Consider the following 16,065-nt stretch of genomic DNA (forward strand, 5'->3'; position numbering starts at 1 on the left):
AGGCCGTGCGTTTGAACCTCGTTTTCAGGCACTCTAGCCTTTTTCCTTTTAGTCCGCTTCCTTTTCGCGAACCTCCGGCCCGCAATCACGCCCCCAGCCGATGAAGCCGGGATTGGCAAAATCGCAATCATTTGCCTGGCGTCGCTTCCCGTAGCGGAACGGTTGCCCGTCAAGCGTCGTGACGCGCCCGCCGGCAGCGCGCAGCACGGCGTCGCCGGCGGCTGTGTCCCATTCCATCGTGCGCCCGAAACGGGGATAGACATCGGCGAGCCCCTCGGCCAGCAGGCAGAATTTGAGCGACGAGCCGATCGACGTGCAGTCGCGGATTGCGTTCCGCTCCAGAAAATCCGCCGTTTCGGCATCGCTGTGCGAACGGCTGGCAACCGCGGTCAGATTTTCAGGCCGTTCTCGACACCGTATTTCCGTGGTCTCGGTGACGGCAAAGTCGGCGGTCACCTGAAACTTCGTCGCCCGTCCCCCTTCGGCGACATAGCCGACGAGCCGGGCGGGCGCAAAGACGACGCCCGCCACCGGCTCGCCGTCGCTGATCAAGGCGATGTTGACGGTGAAATCGCTTCGTCGATTGATGAATTCCTTGGTGCCGTCGAGCGGGTCGACGAGGAAGAAGCGCTGGCCCTCGATTTCGGGAACGGCGCCTGCCGCGACGGCTTCCTCGGCGACCACCGGGATATCGGGGAAAGTTCGAGCCAGAATGGCAAGGATGATCTCTTCGGCACATCGGTCGGCTTCGGTGACCGGCGAACAATCGGCCTTTTCATCGACCGTGATATCACGCGCGTAGACGTCGAGAATGGCCTTGCCAGCCTCTATCGCTGCGGCCGTGAGCGTATCGATCATCGTCTCTCTCCGTACTGCCGCTGGCGGCGTCGTCTGCTGCGCCGAACTGGCGCTTATTGATTGTCGAGATAGGCCTCGATTTCGCCTGCAAGCGCCGTGACTTCGCGGCCCAAGGTGAGCAGGTGGATTTCCGGCGTCTCCGGGCGCTCGTAAGGCGAACTGATGCCGGTGAAGTTGCTGATCTCGCCGGCGAGCGCCTTCTTGTAGAGGCCCTTGGGATCGCGGCGCGCGCATTCCTCGATCGGGGTGTCGACGAAAATCTCGATGAATTCGCCCGGGCCGAACAATTCGCGGGCCATGCGGCGCTCCGAGCGGAACGGCGAGATGAACGACACGAGCACAATCAGGCCCGCTTCGGTCATGAGTTTCGCGACTTCGGCCACGCGTCTGATGTTCTCGACGCGGTCTTCTTCGGTGAAGCCGAGATCGCGGTTGAGGCCGTGACGGACATTGTCGCCGTCAAGCAGGAACGTGTGCTTGCCCTGGGCGTGCAGCATTTTCTCGACAGTGTTGGCGATCGTCGATTTCCCCGAGCCGGAGAAACCCGTGAACCACAGCACGCGCGGCGTCTGATGATTGAGCGCGGAACGGGCCTTCTTGTTGATGTCGAGGGCCTGCCAATGCACGTTGAGCGCGCGACGGAGCGGAAAGTCGATCATGCCAGCGCCGACCGTGGCGTTGGTGAAACGATCGATCAGCACGAAGTTGCCGGTGGTCCGGTTGTCCTTGTAGCTGTCGAAGACGATCGGCGCCTGAGTGGAAAGATTGCAAACGCCAATCTCGTTCATGCGCAGCGATTTTGCCGCTTCCTCGGCAAAGGTGTTGACGTCGATCTGGTGTTTGAGGCTGGTAATGGTCGCGCTGACGCTGTCGACCTCCGTGCGCAGGATGTAGCTGCGTCCGGGAAGCATTGCATCCGGGTGAAGCCAGATCACATGCGCCATGAACTGATCGGCGACATGCGGCCGGTCTTCCGGCGGCACGAGCATGTCGCCGCGCGAGATATCAAGTTCGTCCTCCAACACGAGCGTGACAGACTGGCCCTCGACCGCGCGCGCAAGCTTTCCGTCATAAGTGACGATTTCCTTGACCCTGGAGAGTTGGCCGGATTTTGCCACCGCGACCGGATCGCCGACAGCAATGCTGCCCGATGCCACCTGGCCGGCAAAGCCGCGAAAGTCGAGATTTGGGCGAAGGACAAGTTGGACCGGGAAACGGAATTCCGCTTCGGCTGCCTCTTCCTCGATCGGCACCGTCTCGAGATGCTCCAGCAATGTTGGACCGCCATACCAGGGCATGTTCGGCGAACGCCCCGTCATGTTGTCGCCAAAGCGCGCCGAAATCGGGATCGGCGTGATCGTCGAGAAGCCGAGGTTCTCGGCAAAGGCCCTGTAGTCGGCGACGATCGTGTCGAAGACCCTGCGGTCAAAACCGACGAGGTCGATCTTGTTGACGGCGAGAACGACGTGGCGCACCCCGAGCAGGGACGCGATGAAGGAGTGGCGCCGCGTCTGCCGAAGAATACCCTTGCGGCTGTCGACGAGCACGACGGCAAGGGCCGCCGTGGACGCCGCCGTGACCATGTTGCGGGTATATTCCTCGTGCCCTGGCGCGTCGGCCACGATGAACTTGCGGCGCGAGGTGGCGAAGAAGCGATAGGCAACATCGATGGTGATGCCCTGTTCTCTTTCAGCCTCCAGGCCGTCGATCAGGAGCGCGAAATCGATGTCGCCGTGGTTTGTGCTGTTGCGTTTGGTCTCGCGCTTGAGTGCTGCGAGCTGGTCGTCGAAGAGCAACTTGCTATCGTAAAGCAGCCGGCCGATCAGCGTCGACTTGCCGTCATCGACCGAACCACAGGTCATGAACCGCAGAAGCGATTTCTTCTCCTGCTTGGCCAGATATTCGAGCACGCTGCCCGGTGTTGCGGGAATGCTGGCGGTCATTAGAAGTACCCCTCCCGCTTCTTCTTCTCCATCGATGCGGTTTCGTCCGCGTCGATCAGGCGGCCGTGCCTTTCCGACGTGCGGGCGGTCAGCATTTCGCGGACGATGTCCTGGAGTGTCGTGGCGTTGGATTCGATTGCAGCGGTGAGCGGGTAGCAGCCGAGCGTGCGAAACCGCACCAGGCGCTGCTCGACCTTCTCGTCCGCGTGGAGCGGCATGCGTTCGTCATCCACCATGATCAGCATGCCGTCCCGCTCGACGACCGGCCGGCGTGCGGCGAAGTAGAGCGGTACGATCGGGATGTTTTCCTTGAGGATGTATTGCCAGATGTCGAGTTCCGTCCAGTTGGACAGGGGAAAGACACGAATGGATTCGGATGGGCCGACGCGCGTGTTGTAGCTCTTCCAGAGCTCGGGCCGCTGGTTCTTCGGATCCCAGGCGTGCTGGGCGTTGCGGAAGGAGAAGATGCGCTCCTTTGCCCTGCTCTTTTCCTCGTCCCGCCGCGCGCCCCCGAAGGCCGCATCGAATCCGTATTTGTCGAGCGCCTGACGTAGCGCAATCGTCTTCATCACATGCGTATGCACGTTGGAGCCGTGGGTGAAGGGGTTGATCTTCTGCTCGACGCCGTCGCGATTGATATGGACGAGCAGGTCAATGCCAAGTTCGGCCGCAGTGCGGTCGCGAAACTCGATCATCTCGCGGAATTTCCAGGTGGTGTCGACGTGGAGGAAGGGGAAGGGCGGCTTGCCGGGATAAAATGCCTTCATCGCCAGATGCAGCATGACGGAGGAGTCCTTGCCCACCGAATAGAGCATGACCGGCTTCGCGAAGGTCGCGGCGACCTCTCTGAATATGTGGATCGCCTCGGCTTCCAGGCGCTGCAAATGAGTTAAGGACATCGGGAGAATACTCCAAAGCTGCAAAATAAAAAATTCTAATATCTCGAAATTCTATCTTCTTTTTCAGTTGAAAATCATGTTTTAAAGAACTGTAAGCGTAAATAATACTTGTTGATTTAGGCGTTATTTCTTGTTTCTGTACTTGGCGCCTCTGAGCCGCGAAAGACCCAAAGTCGCGACGCCAGATAATTCCAGACAAAGACGATCGGAACGCTGATCACCTTGGCGACCGGTGCCGGGATCAGAAGGGCAAGGCCCGCGACGATCGCGGTCGATATCAACAGACCCGTCAGGGTGGCGGCGACGAACTTCACCGCTTGCACGTGGCTATGGGCGGCGCGGAAGGTCCAGGCGCGATTGAGCATGTAGCTGACCGCGATGCCGCAGGAATAGGAAACGAGGTTCGACGGCGTTGGCGGCGCCCCCGCGAAATAGAACGTGTTGAACAGAGCCATGTCGAGCAGGGTCGTCACGGCGCCCACCGCCGCAAACCGGGCAAGCGTTTCGCCGGCACCCTGCCGGGAGCTAGCGTCTTTTGTTGTCGGCAGCGACATCGCCGCGCCTCCAATCCGGCATCGCCCGCGTCGGCCGCCGGTGTTCGTCATTGTTGATTGAAGCTTCGATGATCGGGGCGGGCCGGTGCTTCGATTGCATGAAGATGCGGCCCACATACTCGCCCATGATACCAAGGAAGATCGCGTTGAGCGTGATGGAGAGCAAAAGCAGCATTGTGGTCGTCGCGAAGCCGGCGGGCCAGTCCTGCCCGAACAGAAGCTTGCCGACGAGGTAGCCGAACAGAAGCAGCAGCGTGGCAGTGCCCATCACCAGGCTCGCCATCGAGGCGAGCCTGAGCGGCGTCAGCGAATGGTTGAGAATGCCATCGACGGCAAGCGAGAGCATCGCTTTGAACGGGAACTTGCTTTCGCCGGCTACACGGGCCTGACGGTCGTATTCGAATCCGACCTGCGAAAACCCCATGGCGCTGATGAGGCCACGCAGATAGGGAGACGTGTCGTCAACCTTGCGCAGTTCGTCGAGGATGCACCGGTCGACGAGCCTGAATTCGCCGGCGTTGAGCGGCAGATCGTCCTCGCTGAGTGCATTGATGCACCAGTAGAAAGCCCGGCGGATATGGGTTGTCAGCCAGCCGTCGGTGAGCGTTCGGCGAATGCCGTAGACCACCTGGTTCCCCTTTAGCCAGAGATCGATCATGCCGGGTATGAGGTGCGGCGGATCCTGCAGGTCGCAGTCGATCTGCACCGAGCAATCGCCGGTCGCCGCCTTGTAGGCCACGAGCAACGAGCGCTGATAGCCGATGTTGCGGCTGAAGCGGATCACCCGAACGCTCGGATCCTCGCTCGCGATCTCGGTCAGAATCTCGAAGGTTCTGTCGGTGGAGTGGTTGTCCGTGAAGATGATTTCGCGGTCGTATTCCGGGAGACTGCGGAACATGTCGACGATCGCCTCGTGGGCGCGCCGGACGTTGGCCTCCTCGTTATAGGCCGGTACCAGGATCGAGATTTTCTGTCTCTTTTTCATCTCGTTGTCACCACCCTCAAACGGTCTTGCGCGTAGCGTGGCCGTCGGTCGAGGCCGGAGGCACGACGGCTCGGTGCCATGCGATGGTGCGGGCCAGTCCCTCCGCAAACGGTATGCGGGCGCTCCACCCGAACAGATCCTTGGCGCGCCCCGGTGCTGCCCGGAAATCGCGGATGCCCCCTGTCGAGGTGGCCGAGCCGTATTCGATGAGGGCGGGATCGGCGCCCGTTTGTTCGACGATGAGGCGCGCGACCTCGCGCATCGGTGGGGCGATGCCGGTTGCTACATTGACGAGCCGGGTGCTGACCGGCGCATCGGCAATCCGCAGCAGCGCTTCGACAACGTCGTCGACATAGAGCAGGTCGCGCCGGTCGCTGGGATGGCGGACGAGGCAGCGCTGGCCGGCAAGGCAACGCTCGATGAAGGACGGGATCATGAACTCGGTCGATTGCCTCGGGCCAAAGACAAGTGCCAGCCGCGCGGTGATCACCGGGAATGGCAGGCGTGCCTGCAACCCGCCGATGAAATGGGTCGCGGCCGTCAGCTCGGCCCCATAGGCATTTACCGGGATCTCGCGGCTGTCTTCTTCGTAGGGGGCGGGTGTCGCACCATATTCGGCAAGCGATCCGGTTCGGATGATCTTTCGCGGCGGGTGGCGCAGCGCGCTTGCCGCGCCGAGCAGACCGAGCAACGCGTTGAGGTGTTCGCGGATGCCCGCCTTGGCATCGTTGAGCTCCGCCTCTTCGCGTCGGCGCGTGCGGGCGGCGAGATGAAAGACGATTTCCGGCTCGACCTCCTGCAGGCAACGCCGCATGGCATCGTCGGACTGAAGGTCGAAATTGTGCCGGATGAACGCACCGTCGACTGCCTCGAGCCGGCTGTCTTCCGAGCCGGGCCGCACCACCACATGTACTTCATGGCGCGCGTCGAGGCAGGTCCGCGTTAGATGCGAACCAATGAAGCCAGCGGCACCGGTTATCAATATTCTCGACATGCGCCTCTTCTCATCTACGCGTGACCGCCGAGGACCGAAGATCCGTCTGACGCGCCTCCCCTTGGCCGGGGAAGCGCGTTTCGTGTTCGCTCAGAAGAACGAGGCCGGCTGATGATCCCGGCGCTTCGTGGCGCCGGAGCTTGCATACCGCTGGGCGAAATCACGGAAGGACTGGTGGATATGGTCCAGGTGCGCCTGCGTCAGGCCGTGGTGGCAGGCAAGCAGAATGCCGCCACGCATCACATCGTCGGCGACCGGATAGCCGCGCGGCTCGACCTTGCTATGAACGCCGCTCATCGCCGGTTGGCGCAGGATGTTTCCGGTAAACACCGGACGGGTCTGGATGTCGCGCTGTTCCAGGAAGATCTGCATCTCCCGGCGGGTGAACGGCGCATCGGCGCGCACGGTCATCGGGTAGGCCAGCCACCCGGTTCGCGAAAGGGGCAATTGCTCCGGCAGCACAAACCAGTCCTCGTAGGTCTCAAAGAAGGCGCGCTGCTTGGCGAAGTTGCGCTCGCGCGCGTCGATGTTCTGCTGCAGCCGATCGAGCTGGACAAGCCCGAATGCTGCGCCCATTTCGGACGGTTCAATGTTGAAGCCCAGCACCTCGAACACGAACTTCGCATCGTAATCGAAACCGTCGAGATCGATGTTGAAGCGGTTCTCGATGGTCTCGGATTCGACAAAGAGCGAGGATGTGCGGCCCCAGGAGCGATAGAGCATCGCCTTGCGCGCCAGCTCGTCGTCGTTGACGCAGACCATGCCGCCGTTGCCCGCCGCGGTAATGACATGCGAGCCGTAGAAGCTGGTCGTGCTGATATCGGAACGCGCGCCGGTGCTGCTGTCCCTGATCGTAGCGCCCAGCGTGTCGGCGCTGTCTTCGATAACCAACAGCTTGTGCGCGTCGGCGATTTCGCGAATGCGATCCCAATCGGGCAGGTTGCCGATCAGAGACGGGATCATCACCGCCTTCGTCTTCCTGGTAATCATCCGCTCGATCGCATCGACGTCGATATTGTAGGTGCCTTCGACGACGTCGACGAATGCTGGGATAAGACCGGCGCGCACGATCGGGGCGACGGTCGTCGCAAAGGTCAATGCGGGCGTGATGACCTCGGATCCCTTCGGAAGGTCGGCGATTTCGATGGCGAGATGGTTCGCGGACGAACCGGAGTTCACCATGATGCCATGCCGTTTCGCAAAGAGGGTCGCGACACGTTCCTGCATCGTCCTGACGGCCTTGCCCATCTGTGTCGATGAGCGCAGGACTGCCACAACGGCATCGATCTCTTCCTGACCGTAAACGGACTGTCCGTAATTAACTCGCATCTTTCCAATCTCCGATGTCGCGCAATGGCAATGGTCTTGCTTCGTGTTCGACTTCCTGTTTCCAGGCGGCGGCGTATTGCTCGATCTGATGCTCCGAGAACGACCGGATGTTTCTCGGATCCTCCCGGTACTTGCGGTACCAGGCGACAGTCATGGCCACGGTGTCGCGCAGGCGCAGCACCGGCTTCCAGCCGAGTTCCGTGCGGGCCTTGGTGCTATCGAGGCGCAGGATGGTCGATTCCGCCGGCGCGTTTACCTGCGGCTCGACAATGTATTTTGGCGGTGCGTCGCCCCATTGGCCGACGATCATGTCGGCAAGCGTTCCGACATTGACGGTCGCTTCCTGGTCGGGGCCGAAATTCCAGCCGCCGGCAAAGCGCGTTCTGCCATGAAGCAGGTGCGCCGCCAGCATCATGTAACCGCGAAGCGGTTCGAAGACGTGCTGCCATGGCCGGATGCTCGATGGATTGCGCAGCCGCGCGGGGCTGCCGCCTTCCACCGACCGGACCAGATCGGGCACGAGCCTGTCGGCACCCCAGTCGCCGCCGCCGATGACGTTGCCGGCGCGCACGCTGACGAGTTGCGGACCGTTGGGGTCATTGAAGAACGAGGATCGGTAGGCCGCTGCGACGAGTTCGGCGCAGCCTTTCGACGAGCTATAGGGATCGCGCCCGCCCATCGGGTCGTTTTCACGATAACCCCAGACCCATTCACGGTTCTCGTAGCACTTGTCGCTGGTGACGACGATCACGCCCTTCAGGGACTTCATGCGCCTTGCGGCATCGAGCACGATGGCGGTGCCGACGACATTGGTCGCATAGGTATCGACCGGGTTCTCGAAGGAGGCGCGAACCACGGCCTGCGCGGCCATGTGAATGACGAGATCGAAATCCTGTCCGTCGATTGCCCTCGCCACGTCGGCGGCAGACCGGATGTCGCCTTCATGGCCGTCGATAACGTCGCCGAGGCCGGTCGCCAGGTAGAAGGACGGTATCGACGGTGGCAGCGAGAGGCCGACCACCGATGCACCCAGTCGCCTCAGCCAGAGCGAGAGCCAGCCTCCCTTGAAACCGGTGTGTCCCGTGATCAGGATCTTTCTACCACGGAACGCCTCGGCAAGGTCGACCTCGCTGGTGATCAAAGCCATGTCCTACATCCGTACGTGATGGGTGGAGGGTGCGGCTGTCGCGGCGGACAGGTGATCGCGTTCAAAGTGCAGCCACGGCGGATCTTCGCTTTCGCACAGCCCGTTCAGGTAATCGCGATCGCGGATCGTATCCATCGGATGCCAGAAGCCGTGATGCTTGTAGGCAAACAATTGACCGTCCCTGGCGAGATTGGTCAGCGGCGACATTTCGAGCGGTTCGGAAAGGCTCGGAATGTAGTCGAGGACGCCGGGTTCAAAGACGAAGAAGCCGCCGTTGATCCAGGTTTCCTTCTTCTGCACCTTCTCGGTGAATTCGACGACCTGGTCGCCTTCGATCTCGAGGTTGCCGAAACGGGCCGGCGGCTGCACGGCGGTGACTGTCGCAAGGCGCCCGTGCGAGCGGTGAAACGCCAGCAGCGCCTCGATGTCGATGTTTCCGACGCCGTCCGAATAGGTCACCATGAATGGCTCGTTGTCGAGCCACTCGCGCAGGCGCAGGAGCCGCCCTCCGGTCATCGTCGACAGGCCGGTGTCCACGACAGAGACATTCCAGTCGAGCGGATGATTGGGGTGCAGCACCATCGAGCCGCTTCCGAGCGCAACGGTAAAGTCTGCGGTCGACAGATGGAAGTTATGGAAGAAGCTCTTGATCGACATGCATTTATAGCCGCCGGCAACGACAAAGTCGCGGTGCCCCCAGTGGCTGTAAATGTCCATGACGTGAAGAATGATGGGCTTGCCACCAATCTCGACCATCGGCTTGGGAATACGCGTGGTTTCCTCGGCCAGGCGCGAGCCAAGCCCTCCCGCAAAGAGAACGACTTTCATAGCGGTCTCCAAGAAGATATGTTTGGGATAGTGTTGACGTCTCAGGTTTTATTCATGAGCAATCGCGATCCAATGCGCGATTTGAGCGTTTTCAATAACTGATAAAAATGCACGTCAATAAAAGCAGGTGGTTACCTGCGCGCTACGGAATATGTCTGGATAAGTCCCAGGGTTTCCGTTATGTTAAGTAACTAATATACAAGAAATACCTTATATTCTGCTTGGCCGCAAGCCTTTTTACGTGTCAGGTTTATCCCTGCACGCTTGTCGGGGTTGTCCCGCTAGGCCATGCGCCGCTGCGCATTACGATCCTGTGTGATCCATTTGAAGCCGTGTGCGACTGCATCGTTCCCACAGCCGGCCTTTATTTTATACTTCGTCTATTTTTTCGGAGTTTTTGCATGACCTATCCAGCAAGTGTTTCTTCGGAAAGACAGGACTCTGTTGAAGGAAAATCGGTCGGGATTTTCTATCAAGTTGCAGCGGCTCTGTTTTTCCTGTTCGTTTTCTATTTTCTGTTTCTTCGGATCATGAATTTCGAGATGCGGCGAGACGAGCAGCTGTATGTCCCGCCGGCTAGACTCCTGAACGACCAGGCGCTCTACGCCGATTTCTTCTACAATCATCCGCCGGCCTCCGCGTGGTACTTCTACGGCATCAGCAAGCTGACCGGGTCCAGCGACCTGCTCTTAAGCGGTCGCCTCGGTGTCTTCCTGGCCTGGATCCTTATGGCAGTCGCTGTCGGCGGCGTGGTGTATGTGTTGACGCGTTCGGCTTGGGCAACTGTCTGTGTCGGCATCTTGTCGCTGGTGAACGAGTTGTTCCTGACGCAGACGGGTGTCGGCGCCACCAACAATTTCCTGCCGTGGCCGTTCGCCTTTCTCGGCCTCAGCCTCTTTCTTCTCGCCCTGCGTAATGAACAGCGCCGTTCGTTGTTGGTGGCGCAGGCCGGGTTTCTGCTGGGCTTGGCCGTGTGTTTCAAGCTGAGCGCCATCGCCTTCATCCCGGCCGTGGCCGTGGCCGCATTCCTTCTGCCGCGATCGCTGGCGCTGAAGGATCGTATTGCCAAGGTCGCGGCGCCGCTGCTGGTCGGCGGTCTTGTCGGCGGCGCGCCGATCCTTTTCTATCTCGTCAGGGATCCGCAACTCTTCCTGGCGCATGTGGTGCGCTACCATACCGGTCCGCATCCGCAATACTGGCGGCTGATGAGCGGCGACGGGGAGGGCGGGGCGATGTCGCTCGCCCAGAAACTGGTCATGGCGCAGGATATATGGCTTGCACCGGCCGTGGCCGTGGCGCTTGCCGCGCTCATAGCCGTCACGTTCATCGTTCTTGCCCGGCGCACCGACAACGTGGCGGTCGAACCACAGCTGCGCATGGGGGAGGTGCTCGTGCTTGCGGGCGTGCTCGTCTGCAGCTTTGTGCTGAGCTTCGTTCCGACGCCCGGGTTCCCCCAGTATTTTGCGCCGCCGCTCGTCTGCCTTCCGCTGGCGTTTGGCCTTTTGCTCGAGGCACTTGGTCCGCGCGCACTCCCCATGGTGCGGCCGATCCTGCTGTCGGCCGTGCTTGTCGTCCTTGCGGTCAACGCGCCGCGCCTTGGTCAATACCTCGGCAAGGCGACCCATCCGCAGCAGTGGACGACGATGCGCGTGCATGAGGGAGGCGTGACGATTGCTGAGAGAATGCAGGCTGCCGGCGTCACCGGCAAGGTTGCGACGCTCGCGCCCATCTATCCGCTGGAAGGCGGCCTCGATGTCTATGCCGAGCTGGCGACAGGGCCGTTTGCCTACCGCACCGCCGACATGACGAGCCCCGAGCTGGCGAAGTACTACAAGATGACGTCACCATCGACGATCGAAGCGCTGTTCGAGAAAGACCCGCCGGCGGCGTTTCTGCTTGGCTTTGAAGACGAACTGGAAAAGCCGATGCGTGCCTATGCGGAAAGCCACGGCTACGTGCAGTCCGCGTCTCTCGGTTTCAAGGACAGATATGGGATCCCGACCCTCTACCTGAAGCCAGCAACGCCGCCCGGGTCGTGATCGGGTGATGCGGCGTCGCCTCCTGAGGCGGTGCCGTATCAGGTCGATACGCGCGCTGCCGGGTAAAGCGCCTGGGCCTCCTCAGGCGCAGCGATGACGTCGTCCCATTGCTGAAGGACCGACTGGATCGCGTAGCGCGCGGCGACCGCCCGTGCGCCCATGGCGCCGATCTGGTGCCGCAGTGTTGCGTCGGCCGCCAGGCGGGCTATCGCGTCTGCCAGGCGGCGAATGTCTTCTTTGGGGACGAGCATACCGACCGCCGGCGTGTCGATGATTTCCGACGGCCCCCACGGACAATCAAAGGCGATGCTGGCAAGGCCCCCGGACATCGCCTCCAGCAGCACGTTCGGGAAGCCTTCGAAGCGCGAACTGAGGACGAAGATATCGCCGGCGTTGATCCATTCGACCGGTGATTTCGTCGTGCCCGGCAGACGAACTCGGTTCGAAAGGCCGAGGCGTCGGACCTGTTCCTCAAGCGCCGACCGTTCCGGGCCCTCGCCGAAGATGGTCAGCGTCATGTTCGGCGCGCGCCCCGCGATATCGGCAAAGGCGTCTATCAGCAGATCGAAGCCCTTCTGCCTGTCCAGGCGGCCGACGGCTAGCACCCGGGTGGTGGTGCCTGACTGTTTGTCACGCACATGCTGAAGCGTGATCGGGTTGGGGATGATCACGGCCTTGGCTTTGAGAGCCGGCGGCAGCGAATTGACCGCTTCCGTCGTCTGCATCACCAGCCGCTCCGCCAGGCGAGCCGCCAGCGGCCGCGCCAATCGCCACAGCCCGTTCATGTCCTGCGTATTGAAGTTGTTTCGCTCGGAAAGGACGAGCCGCAGGCCGAGGCCGCGGCTGGCAAGCACGACCATGATGTTGACCTTCGTCAGAAAAGAAATGACGAGGTCGGGCGACAGGGCGCGCAGGCGCGCGCGCAATCGGGCGATACGTGCAGCCGTCCTGAACACGGGCACCGAAGAGCCGCCGCCGAGCGCCTCGACGCGGACCGACCTGTCGTAGGCAAAGTAGGTCTCCGGGGTTTCCGCGTTGAGCGCGAGCACGTGCACGTCGTCACCGCGGGCCGAGCGATGGCGCGCGAGGATGTTGACGACCTTTTCTGCGCCGCCGGCACCAAGCCCTGAAAGCACAAACACAATTCGCAATGGCGGCTCCTGTCTCGATTGGGGCAGACGGGCATCCCGCCTGCACCCGACCCGACCACGGCCTAGACGGCGCTCATCCAGCCGTGGGTCAAGGCGAAATGGACAATCTGCGCCCGCGTGTGGAGCTGCAGCTTCTCCGTCGCCCGGGCCTTGTAGGTTTCGATCGATTTGACGCTGACATTGGCGCGCGCGCCGATCTCCTTGTTGGAGTACCCAAGGGCTACGAGGCGCAGAACATCCTGTTCGCGACGGGTCAGCCCCGGCACGCCGGCCGTCTTCATCGCGCGCGAGCCGGGATTTGGTGCCGTGCGCGTCAGTTCCTGGGCGGTTGGCGGATCGAGATAGAGCCCGCCATGCGTGACGGAGCGAACGGCAAGCAGCAGGTGCTCGGGCGCGGAGCATTTCTGGATGAAGCCCTTGACGCCGATCTGAAGCGCCTGCTGTGCGTAGGAGCGCTCCGGATAAATCGTCATCACCACCACATAGGCCGAAAGCTGCTGCTTGAGGATTTGCTCCGCCAGCGTAAGGCCGCTCATGTCGGGAAGGGCGATATCGATGACCGAAACGTCCGGCCCGGTTTCCTTGATCAGCGCGAGCGCCTCCGCACCCGTTCCGGCCGAGCCGACGCAGACGATATCGTTGGTCGTCTCGATCGTCGCGCGGGCGCCGACGATGACGAGCGGATGGTCGTCGATGATGACTGTGCGTATCGGCGTGGTCATGCTGCCCGCCTGACTGTCGGCGCCAAGTCCGCCGGCATTCGCTTAGGTCGAGCCCCTTTGTTGTTGTCGTTCATGTGTCGGTCCCCCTCTCCGAATTTTCTTTCCGCAGCTTGAGCCGTGCGGTGGCTGCTAGAAGTTCCTCAGGAAATTGGAGTAACGCCGTTCGATGTTGTGCAGCGTGTATTCGCTTTCGATACGATCGCGGGCGAGAAGCGCGTAGCGGGCATACTCCTCCGGCGAAAGGTCGAGCACCTTGCGCATGGCGTCGGCAAAGGCCTCGGGATTGCGGGCGGGCACGACGATCCCGGCATTGCCGGCAACCTCAGCCGCGTCACCGACGTCCGTTGCCACCACCATTTTTGCGTAGCTCATCGCCTCGGCAACGACGTTCGGGAAGCCTTCTGTCCTGGAGGACAGGGCGAGAATGTCGATGCTGCGGTAGAAATCCTCCATGTCCGCAACTTCGCCCCTGAGGTCGATGGCCTCGCTTGGCAATCCCGCATCTGCAATCAGCTGGACGACTTCGGGATTGTCCCAGGCTAGTCCCCGTCCGGCGGCGAGAAAGCGCGTGTCGGGATGGGTGCGCAACACCGAGGCGGCGGCGCGAAAGAAGGTGGCGTGATCCTTCTGCGGGTGGAAACGCGCGACGATGCCGATCCGCCGGGGCGGTGCTTCGTGGCCTGCCGCCACCGCCGGAATTTCAAAGCCGTTCGGGATGACGACCGAATTCAGGTTGCGGTAGCCATAGGCGCGGTGCATTTCGCGGGCGCGCGACGAATTGTAGATGATGCCGGAGGCCGAGCCGGAGAGCGCGCGGGCAGCGGCGATCGCCATGTGCGAGCTCCGCGACAGCGAGGCGATATCATCCAGCGACTGGCGAACATTCCAGATGACCGGCGTTGCCCGTCGCGCAAGTTTGGCAGCGACCGTGCCGACCACCATGGCGTGGTACATCCAGCAAAGCATGACACTCGGCTTTTCCTGGCGGATGATATTGGCAAGCCGCATCGTGCCCTGCAGAATGGCCGGGAGCGAGTGTGCGCCGAGCGCCACATACTCGACGCGCGGATTGTCCGCGAGGTCACGGTTTCGCGCCGAGACATCGAGCAGCGATACGACCATGACGCGTTCGTCAGACGACGCCTTGAGCAGGCGCGCGAGCATCGTCTCAGCTCCGGCGCTTGCGCTGAAATTAGTGATCAAATGCAATATCATACCGTGGATCCGAAGTTGCGCCGCCGTTTGGGCCTTCCTCCGCATTCCCTGAGCCTGACGACAGGGCACACTGGTGTGTATCCCGGCGCTGGTCACAAGCATTAAATTCCTGGGCGCGCTATGCACGCCAGGACATTAACTTCCTATTGCCTCGATTTTGGAGGACACATCGGACGCGATCATTTCTGAAATAGGTTCGTACTCTAAATTGGCCTTCCAGGGCGCACCCTAGAAAAGCAGTGATTTCAAGATACAACGGCAGACACTGTCATGCAATTATTCTCTTGCAGTATAGCCCGGCTCTGAAATAGCATCCCGTCATATCATACTTGAAATACATTAATATCGCCCGGATGGGTTATTTCTTCCCTTGGTTGTGATCCGAGTTGTATATTGCGCTCTGACACATTGTGCATTTGAGAACCAAAATGCGTTTTGCTCTGGTTGGTGCCGTCGAAGGATCCCTAATCGCGCTCAATGCCCTGTTGGCGAAGGGGATGCTGCCGTCCCTGGTGGTTACGCTGCCGCCGGAGGCTGCGGATCGCCATTCCGATTTCGCGGACTTGACGACGCCGGCGCGCGCGGCAGGCAGCGCGGTCTGCCATACGACCAATGTGAATGCCGAAGACACGCTCGCAGCCATCCGCGCGAGCGCCCCGGACCTCGTCCTGGTCTTCGGCTGGTCGCAGATCTGCCGTCAGGCCTTCCGTGCCATCCCGCGGCTGGGCGTGATCGGGTTTCACCCGTCGGCGCTGCCGCGTCTGAGAGGCAGGGGTGTTATCCCCTGGACCATCCTGCTTGACGAAAAGACCACGGGTTCGTCGCTCTTCTGGATCGACGAGGGCACGGATTCCGGCCCCATCATTCTGCAGCGTCTGTTTTCCGTCGCGCCGGATGAGACCGCGCGTAGTCTCTACGGTAAGCATGTGCGCAATCTGGCGGAGATGGTGCCGGAGGCCGTTGAATTGGCCGCGGCCGGCAAGGCGCCGCGGGTCGAGCAGGACCACAGCCTGGCAAACTATTGTGCAAAGCGTGTCGCCGAGGATGGCTTGATCGATTGGCAGCTCCCGGCAGCGGAGGTGCTGCGACTGATCAGGGCGGTCGGCGAGCCCTATCCCGGCGCCTTTTCGCGCCCGGACGGAAAGGTCGTCCATATCGATGCGGCGCGGCCCTTCGCGGACTCCTTCCGTTACATCGGCCTTGCCGCGCAAGTTCAGACCCATACGGCGGATGGCTTTACCGTCATGTGCGGAGATCGGCAGTGCATCGAGGTAACCGCGTGGCGCACGGCCGACGGCCGGCGCCCCCCGGTGCACAGCAAGTTGGGAGCGTAATCGCACGGGCATTGCATCGGGTTCAGTCAGGCGGGGCCACAGTGATTGCCTTGGCCCCTCGTCCTAA

At 61.5% G+C, this 16,065-nt stretch carries 14 protein-coding genes; 2 read left to right on the forward strand and 12 right to left on the reverse strand.

The window, feature by feature from the left end:
- Positions 1 to 48 precede the first annotated feature (48 nt).
- The 9 genes from cysQ to rfbF form a co-directional block, all read right to left on the reverse strand.
- A complete protein-coding gene (cysQ, locus tag ASE71_RS25305) occupies positions 49 to 858 on the reverse strand; it encodes a 3'(2'),5'-bisphosphate nucleotidase CysQ (protein WP_060520989.1) in 810 nt (269 codons plus the stop codon).
- A gap of 53 nt (positions 859 to 911) precedes the next feature.
- Positions 912 to 2,801 carry a sulfate adenylyltransferase subunit CysN gene (gene cysN / locus ASE71_RS25310; RefSeq protein ID WP_060520990.1) on the reverse strand — a complete coding sequence of 630 codons (1,890 nt, stop codon included), beginning with the start codon at positions 2,799 to 2,801 and terminating at the stop codon, positions 912 to 914.
- Entirely contained in the window at positions 2,801 to 3,700 is a 900-nt protein-coding gene (gene cysD / locus ASE71_RS25315; RefSeq protein WP_060520991.1) for a sulfate adenylyltransferase subunit CysD, read from the reverse strand. The genes cysN and cysD overlap by 1 nt, the downstream gene beginning before the upstream one ends.
- Before the next feature lie 116 nt (positions 3,701 to 3,816).
- Complete coding sequence (locus ASE71_RS25320; protein ID WP_060520992.1) at positions 3,817 to 4,254, reverse strand: GtrA family protein; 438 nt, start codon at positions 4,252 to 4,254, stop codon at positions 3,817 to 3,819.
- Complete coding sequence (locus ASE71_RS25325) at positions 4,226 to 5,239, reverse strand: glycosyltransferase family 2 protein (protein ID WP_060520993.1); 1,014 nt, start codon at positions 5,237 to 5,239, stop codon at positions 4,226 to 4,228. The genes ASE71_RS25320 and ASE71_RS25325 overlap by 29 nt, the downstream gene beginning before the upstream one ends.
- Before the next feature lie 16 nt (positions 5,240 to 5,255).
- Complete coding sequence (locus ASE71_RS25330; RefSeq protein ID WP_060520994.1) at positions 5,256 to 6,233, reverse strand: NAD-dependent epimerase/dehydratase family protein; 978 nt, start codon at positions 6,231 to 6,233, stop codon at positions 5,256 to 5,258.
- Between the two features lie 90 nt (positions 6,234 to 6,323).
- Complete coding sequence (locus tag ASE71_RS25335) at positions 6,324 to 7,562, reverse strand: DegT/DnrJ/EryC1/StrS family aminotransferase (protein WP_060520995.1); 1,239 nt, start codon at positions 7,560 to 7,562, stop codon at positions 6,324 to 6,326.
- Positions 7,552 to 8,709 (reverse strand): CDP-glucose 4,6-dehydratase, encoded by a 1,158-nt coding sequence (rfbG, locus tag ASE71_RS25340; RefSeq protein ID WP_082566503.1) that lies wholly within the window; start codon positions 8,707 to 8,709, stop codon positions 7,552 to 7,554. Before rfbG ends, ASE71_RS25335 begins: the two co-directional genes overlap by 11 nt.
- A 3-nt stretch (positions 8,710 to 8,712) precedes the next feature.
- Positions 8,713 to 9,537 carry a glucose-1-phosphate cytidylyltransferase gene (rfbF, locus tag ASE71_RS25345; RefSeq protein WP_060520996.1) on the reverse strand — a complete coding sequence of 275 codons (825 nt, stop codon included), beginning with the start codon at positions 9,535 to 9,537 and terminating at the stop codon, positions 8,713 to 8,715.
- A gap of 401 nt (positions 9,538 to 9,938) precedes the next feature.
- Between rfbF and ASE71_RS25350 the strand changes: the two genes are divergently transcribed.
- Positions 9,939 to 11,576, forward strand: coding sequence for a glycosyltransferase family 39 protein (locus tag ASE71_RS25350; RefSeq protein WP_060520997.1), 1,638 nt, complete (start codon positions 9,939 to 9,941; stop codon positions 11,574 to 11,576).
- A 38-nt stretch (positions 11,577 to 11,614) separates the two neighbouring features.
- Here ASE71_RS25350 and ASE71_RS25355 read toward each other — a convergent pair whose 3' ends face one another.
- The 3 genes from ASE71_RS25355 to ASE71_RS25365 form a co-directional block, all read right to left on the reverse strand.
- Positions 11,615 to 12,718 (reverse strand): glycosyltransferase family 4 protein, encoded by a 1,104-nt coding sequence (locus ASE71_RS25355; protein ID WP_060539342.1) that lies wholly within the window; start codon positions 12,716 to 12,718, stop codon positions 11,615 to 11,617.
- A 71-nt stretch (positions 12,719 to 12,789) separates the two neighbouring features.
- The gene (locus ASE71_RS25360) at positions 12,790 to 13,449 is read right to left on the reverse strand and encodes a response regulator transcription factor (protein WP_060520999.1); all 660 of its coding nucleotides are present in this window, start codon (positions 13,447 to 13,449) and stop codon (positions 12,790 to 12,792) included.
- Between the two features lie 129 nt (positions 13,450 to 13,578).
- Positions 13,579 to 14,664: a glycosyltransferase gene (locus tag ASE71_RS25365; protein WP_060521000.1), complete on the reverse strand. Its 1,086-nt coding sequence runs from the start codon at positions 14,662 to 14,664 to the stop codon at positions 13,579 to 13,581.
- A 428-nt stretch (positions 14,665 to 15,092) separates the two neighbouring features.
- Here ASE71_RS25365 and ASE71_RS25370 point away from each other — a divergent pair, with 428 nt between their 5' ends.
- Positions 15,093 to 15,998, forward strand: a complete 906-nt coding sequence (locus tag ASE71_RS25370; RefSeq protein WP_060521001.1) for a methionyl-tRNA formyltransferase — start codon at positions 15,093 to 15,095, stop codon at positions 15,996 to 15,998.
- Positions 15,999 to 16,065: the final 67 nt, after the last annotated feature.

It is taken from the genome of Ensifer sp. Root954, assembly GCF_001429005.1.
Taxonomy (GTDB): Bacteria; Pseudomonadota; Alphaproteobacteria; order Rhizobiales; family Rhizobiaceae; genus Ensifer; species Ensifer adhaerens.